A 14,647-nucleotide genomic window follows, 5' to 3' on the forward strand; every position below is an offset into this window, starting at 1 on the left:
GTGCTCGGCGCCAACCTCAGGCCCGCGGTCGCCCGCTTCTGGCAGCCGGTCGTGCGCGGGCTGCTCCGGACCGGCATCACCGCCGACGTCGTGACGGCGGTGGGCACGCTCGGTGCGCTGGCCGGTGCACTGGGCCTGATCGGCCGCGGCGTGCTGTTCTGGGGCGCGTTCACCGTCACCGTCTTCGTCCTCCTGGACATGCTCGACGGGGCGCTGGCGCGAGCGCGCGGCGGCGGCTCCCTCTACGGCGCGGTGCTGGACTCCACCGGCGACCGGGCCGTCGACGCCGCGATCTTCGGCGCGCTGGTCTGGTGGTTCTCCGGGGAGGGCGACAACCGGCTGCTGGTCCTCCTGGCCCTGCTCTGTGCGGGGCTCGGGCTGCTGACCTCCTACATCAAGGCGCGGGCCGAGGGCGTCGGCATCCCCTGCGACGTGGGCGTGGTCGAGCGCACCGAGCGGCTGATCCTGGCGCTGGTCGGCACCGGGTTCGTCGGGCTGGGCATCCCGTACGCGCTGCACGTCTGCCTGTGGATCCTGCTCGCCGGCAGCGCGGTGACGGTGACGCAGCGCTTCCTCGCCGTGCGGCGGGCCGGGCGCGGCCGGCCCATCCCGGTGGTCGAGGCGCCGTGAGCGGCGCCCGCGAGCGACTGCTCGGCCGGGTGGCCGACTCCGGGTACGCGGCGGGCTGGCGCGCCGTGCGCATGCTGCCCGAGCCCGCGGCACGCACCCTGTTCGACCGCGCGGGTGACTGGGCGGCGGGACGCGAGGGGGCCGGCGTGCGCCGGCTCCGGGCCAACCTGCGCGTCGTCACCGGTGGCACGCTCCCCGAGGCCGAGCTCGACGACCTGACCCGGCGTGCCATGCGGTCCTACGCCCGGTACTGGCAGGAGGCGTTCCGGCTGCCGACGCTCGGCCTCGACCGGATCGTCGCCGGCACCACCGTGCCCGGGATCGAGTACCTGGAGGAGGCGCGCGCCGCCGGCCGGGGCGTGATCCTGGCCCTCCCGCACAGCGGCAACTGGGACGCCGCCGGCGTCTGGTTCATCAACTGGCTCGGCGGCCCGTTCATGACCGTCGCCGAGCGGCTGCGGCCCGAGTCGCTCTACCGCCGTTTCCTGGAGTACCGCGAGACGCTCGGCATGCGGGTCGTCCCCCTGACCGGTGGCGACCGGCCGAGCTCCGAGGTGCTGCGGGACTGGCTGGCCGACGGCGGCTCGGCCTGCCTGCTGGTCGACCGCAACCTGGGCGCCGGCGGTGTGCCCGTGCGGTTCTTCGGACGCGAGGCACGGATGCCGGGCGGTGCAGCGCTCCTGGCCGCGGAGACCGGGGCCGCGCTGCACCCGGTGGTCTGCCGGTTCACCGAGCGCGGGTGGCACCTGCAGGTGCACCCCGAGGTTCCCCTGACCGCAGCCGACGACCCCAGGGACGCCGTGCCCACCGCGATGCAGGCGGTCGCGGACGCGTTCACGACCTCGATCGCCGAGCGGCCCGAGGACTGGCACATGCTGGGCCGCATCTGGGCGGACGTGCCGGCCGACGCCCCCCGGACGCCGCAGCGGAGCCGCGGCTGATGCGCATCGGCCTGGTCTGCCCCTACCGGTGGGACGTCCCCGGCGGCGTCCAGTACCACGTGCGCGACCTGGCCGAGACCTTGCGCGGGATGGGGCACCACGTCGAGGTGCTGACCCCGGCCGAACGCGAGGAGTCGATCACCGACCCCGACATCACCTTCGCCGGTCGCACGGTGCCGGTCCCGTACAACGGCTCGATGGCCAGCATCCAGTTCGGCCCGGTCTCGGCCGCCCGGGTGCGCCGTTGGCTCCGGGACGGGCGGTTCGACGTCGTGCACGTGCACGAGCCGTCGACGCCGTCGGTGTCGCTGCTCGTCTGCATGATCGCCCGCGGGCCGATCGTCGCCACCTTCCACACGGCCACCACGCGCTCGAAGATGCTGGTCGTGCTCGGTCCGGCCGCTCGGCCCTGGTTGGAGCGCATCGCCGGGCGGATCGCCGTCTCGGACTTCGCGCGACGCGTCCAGGTGGAGCACCTGGGCGGCGACGCGGTGATCATCCCGAACGGCGTGCACGTCGGCTTCTTCGCCGAGGGCCCGACCCTCACCGGTCGTCCCCGGGGAGCCGACGGACCCACCATCGGCTTCGTGGGTCGCTTCGACGAGCCGCGCAAGGGGCTGCCGGTCCTCCTGAGCGCCATGCGCACCGTCGTCCGGGAGCATCCGACCGCCCGCCTGCTCGTCGCCGGCCGCGGCGACGCCGAGCAGCTGTGGTCGCTGGTGGGGGAGGACCTCCGCGCGCACGTCACGCTGCTCGGCGAGGTGCCCGAAGCGGAGAAGGCGGCGCTGCTGCGCAGCATCGACGTCTACTGCGCCCCGAACCTGCTGGGCGAGTCCTTCGGCGTGATCCTCATCGAGGCGATGGCTGCCGGCGCGCCGGTGGTCGCCAGCGACCTCGACGCCTTCGTCACGGTCCTCGACGACGGGGCGGCCGGGGTGGTGGTGCGCCGGGACGACGCGGCGCAGCTCGGGCGGGCGCTGGCGGACCTCCTCGCCGACCCGGTCCGGCGCGCCGAGCTCTCCGCCCGCGGGTCGGCGGTCGCCGCGCGCTACGACTGGCAGCTGCTCGCCCGGCGCATCCTCGCCGTCTACGAGACGGTCCTGCCGGCCGGCGGTGGGACGGTCACCGCCGGCCCGGACGACGACGTGCCCGGTGTGCCGCCGACGGGGACCGCGGCGCGACCTCCCCGCATCCGGCGGGGGCACCGCTAGCCTCGACGACCGTGACGTCCGAGGTGTGGTTGCTGATCGCCGCCGGCGTCCTGCTGCTGCTCCTCGTGTGGGCCGGCTGGACGCTGACCCGGTTGCGTCGGCTGGCCGTGCGGGTGCAGCGGGCGGAGGCGGCCCTGGACGCCCAGCTGCGCCGGCGGGCGGGCCTGGCCGAGGAGCTCGCCCGGAACCACCCGGCGGCGCTGGGCGAGGAGACGGCGGAACGGCTGGCGGCCGCCGCCGCGGACGCCCGGGCCTCCCGCGGCGGGGACCGCGAGCTGGCGGAGAACGCGCTGGGCCAGGAGCTGCGCCGGCTCTCGTCGGACCTCCCCGGCGTGCCGGCTCCGCTGCGGACCGATCTGGCGGGGACGCTGACCCGGGTCGCGCTGGCCCGGCGGTTCTACAACGACGCCGTGCGCGACACCCGGGAGCTGCGCGGCCGGCGGTTCCCCCGCTGGGTCGGGTTGCACCGGTCGCGGCCGCTGCCGCGCTACTTCGACATCGACGACCGCATCGGCAGTGTGACCAAGGACGCCGACACCGCGGGCCGACCGGCCCGCTGACGCCCGTAGAGTCGCGACCGCCCGACGTTGTCGACCTGAAGGCGGAAACCGTGGCTCCCTCTCCCGACCGGTCCGGCACCGGCACTGAGCTCGTGAAGCGCGGCATGGCCGAGCAGCTCAAGGGCGGCGTGATCATGGACGTCGTCACGCCCGAGCAGGCGCGCATCGCCGAGGACGCCGGCGCGGTCGCCGTGATGGCCCTCGAGCGGGTGCCCGCCGACATCCGGGCCCAGGGTGGGATCGCGCGCATGAGCGACCCGGACATGATCCAGGGGATCATCGACGCCGTCTCGATCCCGGTGATGGCCAAGGCGCGGATCGGCCACTTCGTCGAGGCGCAGGTGCTGCAGTCCCTGGGTGTGGACTACATCGACGAGTCCGAGGTGCTCACCCCCGCCGACGAGGCGCACCACATCGACAAGAGCGCCTTCACGGTGCCGTTCGTCTGCGGGGCCACCGACCTCGGGGAGGCGCTGCGCCGGATCTCCGAGGGCGCGGCGATGATCCGCTCCAAGGGCGAGGCCGGCACCGGCAACGTCGTGGAGGCCACCCGGCACATGCGGGCCCTCCGCGCCGGCATCCGGCGGCTGGCCACGCTGGACGAGACCGAGCTGTTCGTCGCCGCCAAGGAGCTGCGCGCCCCGGTGGAGCTGGTCCGCGAGGTCGCCGCGGCGGGCAAGCTGCCGGTCGTGCTCTTCACCGCGGGCGGCCTGGCCACCCCGGCCGACGCCGCGATGATGATGCAGCTGGGCGCCGAGGGCGTCTTCGTCGGCTCGGGCATCTTCAAGTCCGGCGACCCGGCCCAGCGCGCGGCGGCGATCGTCCAGGCCACCACGTTCTTCGACGACCCCGACGTGATCGCCAAGGTGTCGCGCGGGCTCGGCGAGCCGATGGTCGGCATCAACGTGGCGACGCTGCCCGACAGCGAGCGCTACGCCACCCGCGGCTGGTGAGCGCGCCGGTCGTCGGGGTCCCCGTCGTCGGAGTGCTCGCGCTGCAGGGCGACGTCCGCGAGCACCTGGCGGCATTGCGGGCCGAGGGCGCCGACGCGCGCCCCGTCCGCCGGCCGGAGGAGCTGGCGACCGTCGACGGCATCGTCCTGCCCGGCGGCGAGTCGACGACCATCGGGAAGCTCGCCGCCCGGTTCGGCCTGCTCGAGCCGCTGCGCGACGCCGTCACCTCTGGGATGCCGGCCTACGGCAGCTGCGCCGGGATGATCGTGCTGGCCGACCGGCTGCTCGACGCCCCACCGGACCAGGTCACGGTGGGCGGGCTCGACGTCACGGTGCGGCGCAACGCGTTCGGCCGGCAGGCCGACTCCTTCGAGTCGACCGTGCGGTTCGCCGGGCTGGACGGCCCGCCGATGCCCGCCGTCTTCATCCGCGCCCCGTGGGTCGAGGAGGCCGGCGAGGGGGTCCAGGTGCTCGGCCGGGTCGAGGGCGGACCGGCCGACGGTAGGATCGTCGCGGTCCGCCAGGGAAACGTGGTGGCCACCAGCTTCCACCCGGAACTGACCGGGGACCGCCGGGTGCACGCGCTGTTCGTCGACATCGTGCGCCGTCACGAGAGGGGACAGTCGTGAGTGGCCACTCCAAGTGGGCGACGACCAAGCACAAGAAGGCCGGCATCGATGCCAAGCGCGGCAAGCTCTTCGCCAAGCTGATCAAGAACATCGAGGTCGCGGCCCGCACCGGCGGGGGCGACCCCGCCGGCAACCCGACTCTCTACGACGCCATCCAGAAGGCGAAGAAGAGCTCCGTCCCCAACGACAACATCGACCGCGCCGTCAAGCGTGGGTCCGGTGCCGAGGCCGGCGGCGTCGACTACCAGGGCATCACCTACGAGGGCTACGCGGCCGGCGGTGTCGCGGTGCTCATCGAGTGCCTCACCGACAACAAGAACCGCTCGGCCATGGAGGTCCGGACGGCGATGACCCGCAACGGCGGGTCGATGGCCGACCCGGGCTCGGTGTCCTACCTGTTCTCGCGCAAGGGCGTCGTCGTGGTGCCCGCGGCCGGCAACACCGAGGACGACGTCCTGATGGCCGTCCTCGACGCCGGCGCCGAGGAGGTCCGCGACCTCGGGGACACCTTCGAGGTGGTGTGCGAGCCCACCGACCTGGTCGCCGTGCGCACGGCCCTGCAGGACGCCGGCATCGACTACGACTCGGCCGACATGGGCTTCCTGCCCAGCGTGCAGGTCGAGCTGGACGAGGAGGGTGCGGCGAAGGTCTTCCGGCTCATCGACGCCCTGGAGGACCTCGACGACGTGCAGAACGTGTACGCGAACTACGACGTGCCCGACGACGTCATGGAGAAGGTCGCCGCCGACGCCTAGGCGTGTTGCGACGCGGAGGAGTCCCTCCCTCCGGTTAGCCTCGGTCGAACAGGCGTTCGGCTGACGGGAGCGTGACCATGCGGGTGCTCGGCATCGACCCGGGCCTCACCCGGTGCGGGTGGGGGGTGGTCGACGGACGTCCCGGCGCCCGGCCGACGGCGATCGGCGTGGGGGTCGTCCGCACGATGGCGGAGCTGGACCTGGAGCTCCGGCTGCTGGAGCTGCACACGGCGGTGACCGCGCTGCTGCGGGAGCACCGGCCCGACGTCGTCGCCATCGAGCGGGTGTTCACGCAGAACAACAAGGGCACCGCCACGGGCACGGCGCAGGCGGCCGGTGTCGCGGCGCTCGCCGCGGCCCAGGCAGACCGTCCGGTCGCCTGGCACACGCCCAGCGAGGTCAAGGCGGCCATCTCCGGCAACGGTCGCGCGGACAAGGAGCAGGTCACCCTCATGGTCACCCGAGTGCTCGGGCTCGCCACCGCCCCCAAGCCCGCCGACGCGGCGGACGCCCTCGCGCTGGCGGTGTGCCATGCCTGGCGCGGCCCGGCCCAGCAGCGGCTGCGCTCGGCCGCGCTCGCCGGCGGCATCGGCGCCCCGGTGGTGCAGCGCACCCTGCCGCGCTGGCAGGGGGTGGCGGCCCGATGATCGCCTCGGTCAACGGCCGGGTGGCCGCCGTCGGTCCGGACGGCGCGGTGGTGGAGGTCGGCGGGGTGGGGCTGGCGGTGCAGTGCACGCCCGGCACCATCGCCCGGCTGCAGGTGGGCGAGCAGGCACGGCTGGCCACCAGCCTCGTCGTGCGCGAGGACTCGCTCACGCTCTACGGCTTCGCCGACGACGACGAGCGCCAGCTGTTCGAGCTGCTCCAGACGGCCAACGGCGTCGGCCCGCGACTGGCCCAGGCGATCCTGGCCATCCACCCGCCGCGGGAGATCCGCCGCGCGGTCATCATGGGCGACCTGAAGGCGCTCATGCAGGTGCCCGGCATCGGCAAGAAGGGCGCGGAGCGGCTGGTGCTGGAGCTGCGCGACCGGCTCGGCTCGACGGCGACCGACACGTCGCTGGACGCCCCGGCTCCCGCGGGTCTGCCCGCCGTCGCTCCGGTCGCCCCGTGGCGGGACCAGCTCACCTCCGCGCTGGTCGGCCTCGGCTGGAGCGCGAAGGAGGCGGAGGGGGCCGTGGTCCAGCTGGCCCCGGTCGCCGACGAGCAGATCCTCGCCTCCGGAGGCGTCGAGGTGGCCGTCCTGCTGCGCCAGGCGCTCCAGCTGCTGGGTAGGTCGTGAGCGCGCCGTTCGACCGGTCGCTGACCGGTGAGCTGGCCGTCGGCGACGGACAGGACTGGGCGGTGTCCCCGCAGGCCGGTGACGAGGAGCGGGTGGTCGAGTCGGCCCTGCGGCCGCACTCGCTGCACGACTTCATCGGCCAGCCCAAGGTGGCCCGCCAGCTCGCGCTCGTGCTCGAGGGCGCGAAGCGCCGCGGTCGGACCCCGGACCACGTGCTGCTCTCCGGCCCTCCCGGGCTGGGCAAGACCAGCCTCGCGCTCATCATCGGCTCGGAGCTCGGCACCTCGGTGAAGATCACCAGCGGACCGGCCATCGAGCGGTCGGGCGACCTGGCCGCGATGCTGTCCAACCTCGCGCCCGGCGACGTCCTCTTCATCGACGAGATCCACCGCATCGCCCGTCCCGCCGAGGAACTGCTCTACATGGCGATGGAGGACTTCCGGGTCGACGTCGTCGTCGGCAAGGGACCGGGCGCCACGGCCATCCCGCTGGAGATCAACCCCTTCACCCTCGTCGGCGCGACCACCCGGGCCGGTCTGCTGACCGGGCCGCTGCGCGACCGGTTCGGCTTCGTCGGCCAGATGGAGTTCTACGAGCCCGCCGAGCTGCAGCAGGTGCTGGCCCGCAGCGCGGACCTGCTCGGTGTCGAGCTCACCGCCGAGGGGTCGGCGGAGATCGCCGGCCGCTCCCGTGGCACACCCCGCATCGCCAACCGGCTGCTGCGGCGCGTCCGCGACTACGCCGAGGTCGAGGCCGACGGCCGGGTCACCCGCGAGGTGGCCGAGGCCGCGCTGGCGCTCTACGACGTCGACCACCTGGGCCTGGACCGGCTCGACCGCGCGGTCCTCGAGGCGCTGGTCGTGAAGTTCGGCGGGGGCCCGGTCGGCGTCGCGACCCTCGCGGTGGCCGTGGGGGAGGAGCCGCACACCGTGGAGGAGGTGTGCGAGCCGTTCCTCGTCCGGGCCGGTCTCCTGGCGCGCACACCCCGCGGACGGGTCGCCACGGAGGCGGCCTGGCAGCACCTCGGTCAGCCCCTGCCGCGGGGCGGCATCCCCCTCGGTCGGGTCACAGCTGACCCACAGGTATCGGGGGCGTCGTCAGAAGCCCTCTTCGACGCCTAGACTCACGAGCCGCTGGCGCGCAACTCGCAGGCCGGACGTGCGCGTCGCGTCTGGTCGCCGCGCGTGCCGGTGCCGACGAACCCGAGCGGATCCTCATCCGGACCGCACCCACCGCGGGCGCCCGACGCGGTAGAGAGGCACACCTGTCGTGGAGCAGTTCTTCCCGTTCATCCTCCTGGCCGTCATGCTCGTGGTGCTCATCGTGCTGCCCGCGCGCCAGCGCCGCCGCATGCAGGAGCAGGCCGCCGCGATGCAGGCCGCCCTCGAGATCGGTACCCCGGTGCTGACCACGAGCGGGCTGCACGGAACGGTCGCCGCCCTCGGCGAGAAGACCGTCGACCTGGAGATCGCCCCCGGCGTCGTCGTCACCTTCGTGCGGCAGGCGATCCTCGAGGTGCGCACCCCGGCCGAGCCGGTGGTCGTCGACGACAGCCCGGCCCACCCGGCCGACGGCACCGTCTGAGCAGGAGGAGCACGTCCGTGGCCAACCGACCGGCCCGGGCGCGGGGGTACTTCGCCGCGCTCGTCGCGATCATCGCCCTGATCTACGGGCTCATCTTCTTCGTCGGCGACACCCGTACACCGCAGCTGGGGCTCGACCTCCGCGGCGGCACCACGGTCACGCTGACCGCGCGCACACCTGACGGCAAGGCCCCCGCCCAGGAGGACCTGGAGCTGGCCCGGCAGATCATCGAGCAGCGGGTCAACGGTCTCGGCGTGGCCGAGGCCGAGGTGGTCACCGAGGGCGACTCCAACATCGTCATCTCCGTGCCCGGCGACGACGGCGAGCAGGCGCGCGAGCTCGGCGCCACCGCCCAGCTGCGCTTCCGCCCGGTGGTCACCGGGCCGGAGCCGGCCGCGCCGGCCGAGGAGACGCCCGCCCCCGACGCCGCCCAGCCGACCGACGCCGCCCAGCCGACGGACGCCGCCCAGCCGACGGACGCCGCCCAGCCGACGGACGCCGCCCAGCCGACGGACGCCGCCCGGCCGAGCGACGGCGCGGTCGCCGACCCGGCGCTGCCGGACCCGGACGCGCCCCCGGTCACGCAGGAGCAGGCGCAGGCGGCCTACGCGACGCTGACCTGCGACAAGGAGAACGTCACGGGGGAGACCTCGCGGCCCGAGGACTACGTCGCCTCCTGCAACGAGGACGGCACCGCCAAGTACCTGCTCGGCCCCACGATCATCGAGGGCACCGAGATCGACGACGCCGGTGCCGCCACGGACCCCACCGACGGCAGCTGGATCGTCCTGCTGGACTTCAAGTCCGGCGGTCGCGACACCTGGGCGAAGTACACCGCGGACAACGTCGGCAAGAACGTGGCGTTCACCCTCGACGGCCGGGTCATCTCCGCACCCACCATCCAGGGCGCCATCAACGGGCAGACCACGATCCAGGGTTCCTTCGACCAGGAGTCGGCGACCGAGCTGGCCAACCAGCTGAAGTACGGCGCGCTGCCGCTGACCTTCACCCAGGCGACGGCCCAGTCGATCTCCACCGAGCTGGGGGAGGAGCAGTTGCAGGCGGGGCTGATCGCCGGGGCCATCGGCATCGCCCTGGTGTTCGTCTACGCGCTGCTCTACTACCGCCTCCTCGGCCTGGTCATGATCGCCAGCCTCGGGCTGTCGGCCGTGGTGGTCTACGGCTGCCTCGTGCTCCTGGGCCGGGAGATCGGTTTCACCCTGAGCCTCGCCGGGATCGCCGGGTTCATCGTCTCGATCGGCATCACGGCCGACTCGTTCGTCGTCTACTTCGAACGACTCAAGGACGAGATCCGCGAGGGTCGGTCGCTGCGCTCGGCGGTGCCCCGCGCCTGGGTCCGTGCCCGGCGCACGATCCTCTCGGCCGACGCGGTCAGCTTCCTCGCCGCGGCGATCCTCTACCTGCTGGCCATCGGTGACGTGAAGGGCTTCGCGTTCACCCTGGGCATGTCCACGGTCCTCGACCTGGTCGTCGTCTTCCTCTTCACCCACCCGCTGATGGCGGTCCTCGCCCGGATCAAGTCCTTCGGCACCAACCGGTTCTCCGGGCTCGGCCGGGTCGAGCACACCCGCCGGGCCGCTGCGCCGGCCCGCGGGCGGGCGCTCGCCGGTGCCGCTGCCGGTGCCGGTCGCACGGACAGGAGCACCTCATGACCCGCCCGACCGACCAGAGCACGGAGGAGTCCCCGGTGGGCGCCGGCGAGGAGGCCCTGGCCGACGCCGGTCTTCCCCAGGACCCCGGTGGCGACGCCGAGGCCGCGACGGCCGGCGGATCCGAGCGGCGCGGCCGGCTGAGCCACCGCCTCTACAACGGTGAGGCGGGGCTCGACGTCGTCGGGCGCAGCACGCTCATCTACCGGATCACCGCCGTCGTCGTGATCCTCTGCATCGCCTCGATGCTGTTCCGCGGCTTCAACTTCGGCATCGACTTCGAGGGTGGCAACAGCTTCCGCCTGCCGGGCTCGGAGTCCCAGCTCGCCGACGCCCGGGCGGCGGCCGAGAAGGCCGGCGCAGAGGTGGCGAGCGCCCAGGTGGTCGGCGGCAACACGCTGCTGATCCGCACCGAGCAGCTGGACAACGACGGCGAGCGCGCCGTCGTGCAGGGCCTCGCCGACGCCGCGGGCATCGCCCCGGACGAGGTGAGCCCGGAGTCGGTGAGCGCCGAATGGGGCCGGGACATCACCGACCAGGCCCTGGTGGCCCTCGTGGTCTTCCTGGTCGCGGTCATCCTGTTCCTGGCCGTGCGCTTCCAGCCGAAGATGGCGATCGGGGCGATCGCGGCCCTCGTGCACGACATCGTCGTCACCGCCGGCGTGTACTCGCTGATCGGGTTCGAGGTCACGCCGTCGACCGTCATCGGCTTCCTCACCATCCTCGGGTTCTCGCTGTACGACACCGTCGTCGTGTTCGACAAGGTGGACGAGAACGTCAAGGACCTCGACCGCAGCGCCCGTCTGACCTGGGGTGAGGCGGCGAACCTGGCGGTGAACCAGACGCTGATGCGCTCGATCAACACGTCGGTGATCGCGCTGCTGCCGGTCGCGGGCCTGCTCTTCGTGGGCGCCGGCCTGCTCGGGGTCGGCACCCTCAAGGACCTCGCGCTGGTCCTGTTCGTGGGTCTGGCCGCCGGCACGTACTCGTCGATCTTCCTGGCCACGCCGATCGTCGCCGACCTCAAGGAGCGCGAGCCGGCCCAGGTGGCGCTGCGCCGGCGGGTGCTCGCCCGCCGTGCGTCGGCTGCCCGCAGCGGCGGCGCTCCGACCGGCCCGGTCGCCAGTGCTCGACGCCGTCGCGGCGGCGGGGGAGTCGCGGTCGCAGAGCTGCCGGAGACGGTGGACGCCGACGTGGTCGTCGAGTCGCCGGCCACGGTGCGCCCGGACCGCCCGCACGGTGCGACCGCCGCGCCGCGGCCCGGCGCGCGACCGCAGCAGCGACCCGGCAAGCGCCGGCGGTGACCCCGCAGGCGCTCCCTCCGCTGGACGAGGTGATCGCCGGGCTGACCGTCGACATCCCGGACCACCCGGAGCCCGGCGTTCTCTTCCGGGACCTGACACCGGTCTTCGCCGACGGCCCCGCCTTCCGGCGGGTGATCGACGGCCTCGCCACGCCGGAGGGTTCCGACCCGCGGGCGGCAGCGCTGGCCGAGTCGCGTCCGGGGGAGCGGTCCTTCGACGTCGTCGTCGGGGTGGAGGCCCGAGGGTTCCTGCTGGCCGCGGGTGTGGCGTTGCAGGCCGGCGTCGGCGTGGTCCCGGTGCGCAAGGCCGGCAAGCTGCCCCGCGAGCGGATCTCCGCCGACTACGACCTGGAGTACGGCACCGCGACCCTCGAGCTGCACTCCGACTCGATCCGCCCCGGCCAGCGCGTGCTGGTCGTCGACGACGTGCTGGCCACCGGTGGCACGCTCGCGGCGACCGTGGCCCTCATCGAGCAGCTCGGCGGGGTCGTCACGGCGGTGGCGGTGGTCGTGGAGCTGGCTGCACTGGGTGGCCGCGACCGCCTGGCGCCGCACACCGTGCACGCCCTCTGGATCACCTGAGCTCCCCCTCGCCTGCCCGGGTGAGACGCGCTCGCCGCACACGGCGGCAGTCCGCGCCGTCCCGCTAGCATGGGGAGGGTCCCCCCTCCTCGATCCCGTGGGAGCAACCGTGGCCTCCGAAGTAGCCGCAGACGCGGCTCCCGCGCGGCCCGGATCGCCCGCCGAGGAGGTCCTCCCGGTCCGCAGCCCCCTGCCGGAGCGCCCGGTGGTCCGCCGGCCCGACGACGTCGGGTCCGAGCCGGTCGACCCGGAGTCCGAGGCGCCGCGCCGGAGGGTGCGCGACCGGCTGGCCCGCCGCATCGTCGCCGGGCAGCGCACCAGCCTGGTGCGGCCGGTGCTCGAGCCGCTGGCCGCGCTGCACCGGCAGAGCCACCCGAAGGCCGACCTGGCCCTCCTGCAGCGGGCCTACGACGTCGCCGAGGCCGCGCACAGCAGCCAGAAGCGCAAGAGCGGCGACCCCTACATCACCCATCCGCTCGCCGTCGCCACCGTCCTGGCCGGGCTCGGGATGGACACCACGACGCTCATCGCGGCCCTGCTGCACGACACCGTCGAGGACACCGGCGTCACCCTGGAGACGATCACCACCGACTTCGGCTCGGAGGTGGCGCACCTGGTCGACGGCGTCACCAAGATCGACAAGGTGAAGCTGGGGGATGCGGCCCAGGCCGAGACGATCCGCAAGATGATCGTCGCGATGGCCCGCGACCCCCGGGTGCTGGTCATCAAGCTGGCCGACCGGCTGCACAACATGCGCACGCTGCGCTTCCTCCCGCCGGAGAAGCAGGAGAAGAAGGCGCGCGAGACGCTGGAGATCCTCGCCCCGCTGGCGCACCGGCTGGGTATGAACACGATCAAGTGGGAGCTCGAGGACCTCGCGTTCGCCACGCTGTACCCCAAGCGCTACGACGAGATCGTCCGCCTGGTCGCCGAGCGGGCGCCTTCACGCGACACGTTCATCGCGGAGGTCACCTCGCAGGTGACCGAGCAGCTCAAGGCAGCGAAGATCGAGGCGGTCGTCACCGGCCGGCCCAAGCACTACTACTCGATCTACCAGAAGATGATCGTGCGCGGCCGCGACTTCACCGACATCTGGGACCTCGTCGGCATCCGCATCCTGGTCGACTCGGTGCGCGACTGCTACGCGGCGCTGGGCATCATGCACGCGCACTGGCAGCCGGTGCCGGGCCGCTTCAAGGACTTCGTGGCGATGCCGAAGTTCAACATGTACCAGTCGCTGCACACGACCGTGATCGGTCCGCAGGGCAAGCCGGTCGAGCTGCAGATCCGCACGCACGACATGCACCGCACCGCGGAGTTCGGCATCGCGGCGCACTGGAAGTACAAGGAGAAGGCGCGCGCCGGAGGGAAGCCCAGCGCCGGTGAGTTCGGTGCCCCGGCGGCCAAGGCGGGGTCGGCCGACGACATGCTGTGGCTGCGCCAGCTGCTGGACTGGCAGCGCGAGGCCCAGGAGCCCGGCGAGTTCCTCGAGACCCTGCGCTACGACCTGGGCCCGCAGGAGGTCTTCGTCTTCACGCCGAAGGGCGACGTGGTCAGCCTGCCCGGCGAGTCGACGCCGGTGGACTTCGCCTTCGCGGTGCACACCGAGGTCGGCTACCGGACCATCGGCGCGCGGGTGAACGGCTCGCTGGTCTCGCTGGACAGCAAGCTCTCCAACGGTGACGTCGTCGAGATCTTCACCTCCAAGTCGCCCACCGCCGGGCCGTCGAAGGACTGGCTGACGTTCGTCGGATCGTCCCGGGCGCGCACCAAGATCCGGCAGTGGTTCACCAAGGAACGCCGGGAGGACGCGGTCGAGGCCGGCAAGGAGGCCCTGACCCGCGCGATGCGCAAGGCCGGTCTGCCCCTGCAGCGGCTGCTGGGCGGCGAGGCGCTGTCCACCCTGGCCAAGGACCTGCGGTTCGCCGACGTCACGGCCCTGTACGCGGCGGTGGGGGAGAACCAGCTCTCGGCCGCCTCGGTGGTCGAGAAGCTCATGGTGGCCCTCGGCGGCAGCGAGGGCGCGACCGAGGACATCGCCGAGACGGCGATCCCGACCCGCCGGCCGACCCCGCGGCGTGGTGCCAGCGGCGACCCGGGCGTCGTCGTCCACGGGATGACCGACGTGTGGGCCAAGCTCGCCAAGTGCTGCACCCCGGTGCCGGGGGACTCGATCCTCGGGTTCGTCACCCGCGGGGGCGGGGTGAGCGTGCACCGCACCGACTGCACCAACGCGGCGGACCTGCAGAGCAAGCCCGAGCGGCTGGTCGAGGTCGAGTGGGGCAGCCAACCCGGCGCGATGTTCCTGGTCGCCATCCAGGTCGAGGCGCTGGACCGGCACCGGCTGCTGTCCGACGTCACCAAGGCGCTGGCCGACGAGCGGGTCAACATCCTCTCGGCGTCGGTCCAGACCAGCCGCGACCGCGTGGCGATCAGCCGGTTCACCTTCGAGCTGGCCGACCCCGCGCACCTGGGCGCGGTGCTGCAGACGGTGCGCAACGTCGACGGCGTCTTCGACGTGGAGCGCGTCACCGCCTGACGACCGCC

General features: G+C 73.5%; 15 protein-coding genes. All 15 read left to right on the top strand.

Annotated elements, in window-relative coordinates:
- The 15 genes from pgsA (at position 1) to DQ237_RS16400 (ending at position 14,639) form a co-directional block, all read left to right on the top strand.
- Positions 1–630 carry a phosphatidylinositol phosphate synthase gene (pgsA, locus tag DQ237_RS16330; protein WP_113801200.1) on the top strand — a complete coding sequence of 210 codons (630 nt, stop codon included), beginning with the start codon at positions 1–3 and terminating at the stop codon, positions 628–630.
- Positions 627–1,571, top strand: coding sequence for a phosphatidylinositol mannoside acyltransferase (locus DQ237_RS16335; RefSeq protein WP_113801201.1), 945 nt, complete (start codon positions 627–629; stop codon positions 1,569–1,571). The genes pgsA and DQ237_RS16335 overlap by 4 nt, the downstream gene beginning before the upstream one ends.
- Positions 1,571–2,782 (top strand): glycosyltransferase family 4 protein, encoded by a 1,212-nt coding sequence (locus DQ237_RS16340; RefSeq protein ID WP_113801202.1) that lies wholly within the window; start codon positions 1,571–1,573, stop codon positions 2,780–2,782. Before DQ237_RS16335 ends, DQ237_RS16340 begins: the two co-directional genes overlap by 1 nt.
- A gap of 11 nt (positions 2,783–2,793) precedes the next feature.
- A complete protein-coding gene (locus tag DQ237_RS16345) occupies positions 2,794–3,342 on the top strand; it encodes a hypothetical protein (RefSeq protein WP_113801203.1) in 549 nt (182 codons plus the stop codon).
- A gap of 50 nt (positions 3,343–3,392) precedes the next feature.
- Positions 3,393–4,295 (top strand): pyridoxal 5'-phosphate synthase lyase subunit PdxS, encoded by a 903-nt coding sequence (gene pdxS, locus DQ237_RS16350; RefSeq protein WP_205730252.1) that lies wholly within the window; start codon positions 3,393–3,395, stop codon positions 4,293–4,295.
- Positions 4,292–4,924, top strand: a complete 633-nt coding sequence (pdxT, locus tag DQ237_RS16355; protein ID WP_205730253.1) for a pyridoxal 5'-phosphate synthase glutaminase subunit PdxT — start codon at positions 4,292–4,294, stop codon at positions 4,922–4,924. Before pdxS ends, pdxT begins: the two co-directional genes overlap by 4 nt.
- Positions 4,921–5,679 (top strand): YebC/PmpR family DNA-binding transcriptional regulator, encoded by a 759-nt coding sequence (locus tag DQ237_RS16360; RefSeq protein ID WP_113801204.1) that lies wholly within the window; start codon positions 4,921–4,923, stop codon positions 5,677–5,679. The genes pdxT and DQ237_RS16360 overlap by 4 nt, the downstream gene beginning before the upstream one ends.
- A 77-nt stretch (positions 5,680–5,756) precedes the next feature.
- Positions 5,757–6,326: a crossover junction endodeoxyribonuclease RuvC gene (ruvC, locus tag DQ237_RS16365; RefSeq protein WP_113801205.1), complete on the top strand. Its 570-nt coding sequence runs from the start codon at positions 5,757–5,759 to the stop codon at positions 6,324–6,326.
- Positions 6,323–6,961 carry a Holliday junction branch migration protein RuvA gene (gene ruvA, locus DQ237_RS16370; RefSeq protein WP_113801206.1) on the top strand — a complete coding sequence of 213 codons (639 nt, stop codon included), beginning with the start codon at positions 6,323–6,325 and terminating at the stop codon, positions 6,959–6,961. Before ruvC ends, ruvA begins: the two co-directional genes overlap by 4 nt.
- 62 nt (positions 6,962–7,023) lie before the next feature.
- Positions 7,024–8,082, top strand: a complete 1,059-nt coding sequence (gene ruvB / locus DQ237_RS16375; protein ID WP_369832228.1) for a Holliday junction branch migration DNA helicase RuvB — start codon at positions 7,024–7,026, stop codon at positions 8,080–8,082.
- A 148-nt stretch (positions 8,083–8,230) separates the two neighbouring features.
- Complete coding sequence (gene yajC, locus DQ237_RS16380; protein WP_240619688.1) at positions 8,231–8,545, top strand: preprotein translocase subunit YajC; 315 nt, start codon at positions 8,231–8,233, stop codon at positions 8,543–8,545.
- 17 nt (positions 8,546–8,562) lie between these two features.
- On the top strand, positions 8,563–10,218 hold the full coding sequence (gene secD, locus DQ237_RS16385; protein WP_113801208.1) for a protein translocase subunit SecD: 1,656 nt from the start codon (positions 8,563–8,565) through the stop codon (positions 10,216–10,218).
- A complete protein-coding gene (gene secF, locus DQ237_RS16390; protein WP_113801209.1) occupies positions 10,215–11,519 on the top strand; it encodes a protein translocase subunit SecF in 1,305 nt (434 codons plus the stop codon). The genes secD and secF overlap by 4 nt, the downstream gene beginning before the upstream one ends.
- A complete protein-coding gene (locus DQ237_RS16395) occupies positions 11,516–12,100 on the top strand; it encodes an adenine phosphoribosyltransferase (protein WP_113801210.1) in 585 nt (194 codons plus the stop codon). Before secF ends, DQ237_RS16395 begins: the two co-directional genes overlap by 4 nt.
- A 109-nt stretch (positions 12,101–12,209) precedes the next feature.
- Positions 12,210–14,639, top strand: a complete 2,430-nt coding sequence (locus DQ237_RS16400) for a bifunctional (p)ppGpp synthetase/guanosine-3',5'-bis(diphosphate) 3'-pyrophosphohydrolase (protein ID WP_113801211.1) — start codon at positions 12,210–12,212, stop codon at positions 14,637–14,639.
- Positions 14,640–14,647: the final 8 nt, after the last annotated feature.

The sequence above is a fragment of the Blastococcus sp. TF02-8 genome (assembly GCF_003319175.1).
Taxonomy (GTDB): domain Bacteria; phylum Actinomycetota; class Actinomycetes; order Mycobacteriales; family Geodermatophilaceae; genus Blastococcus.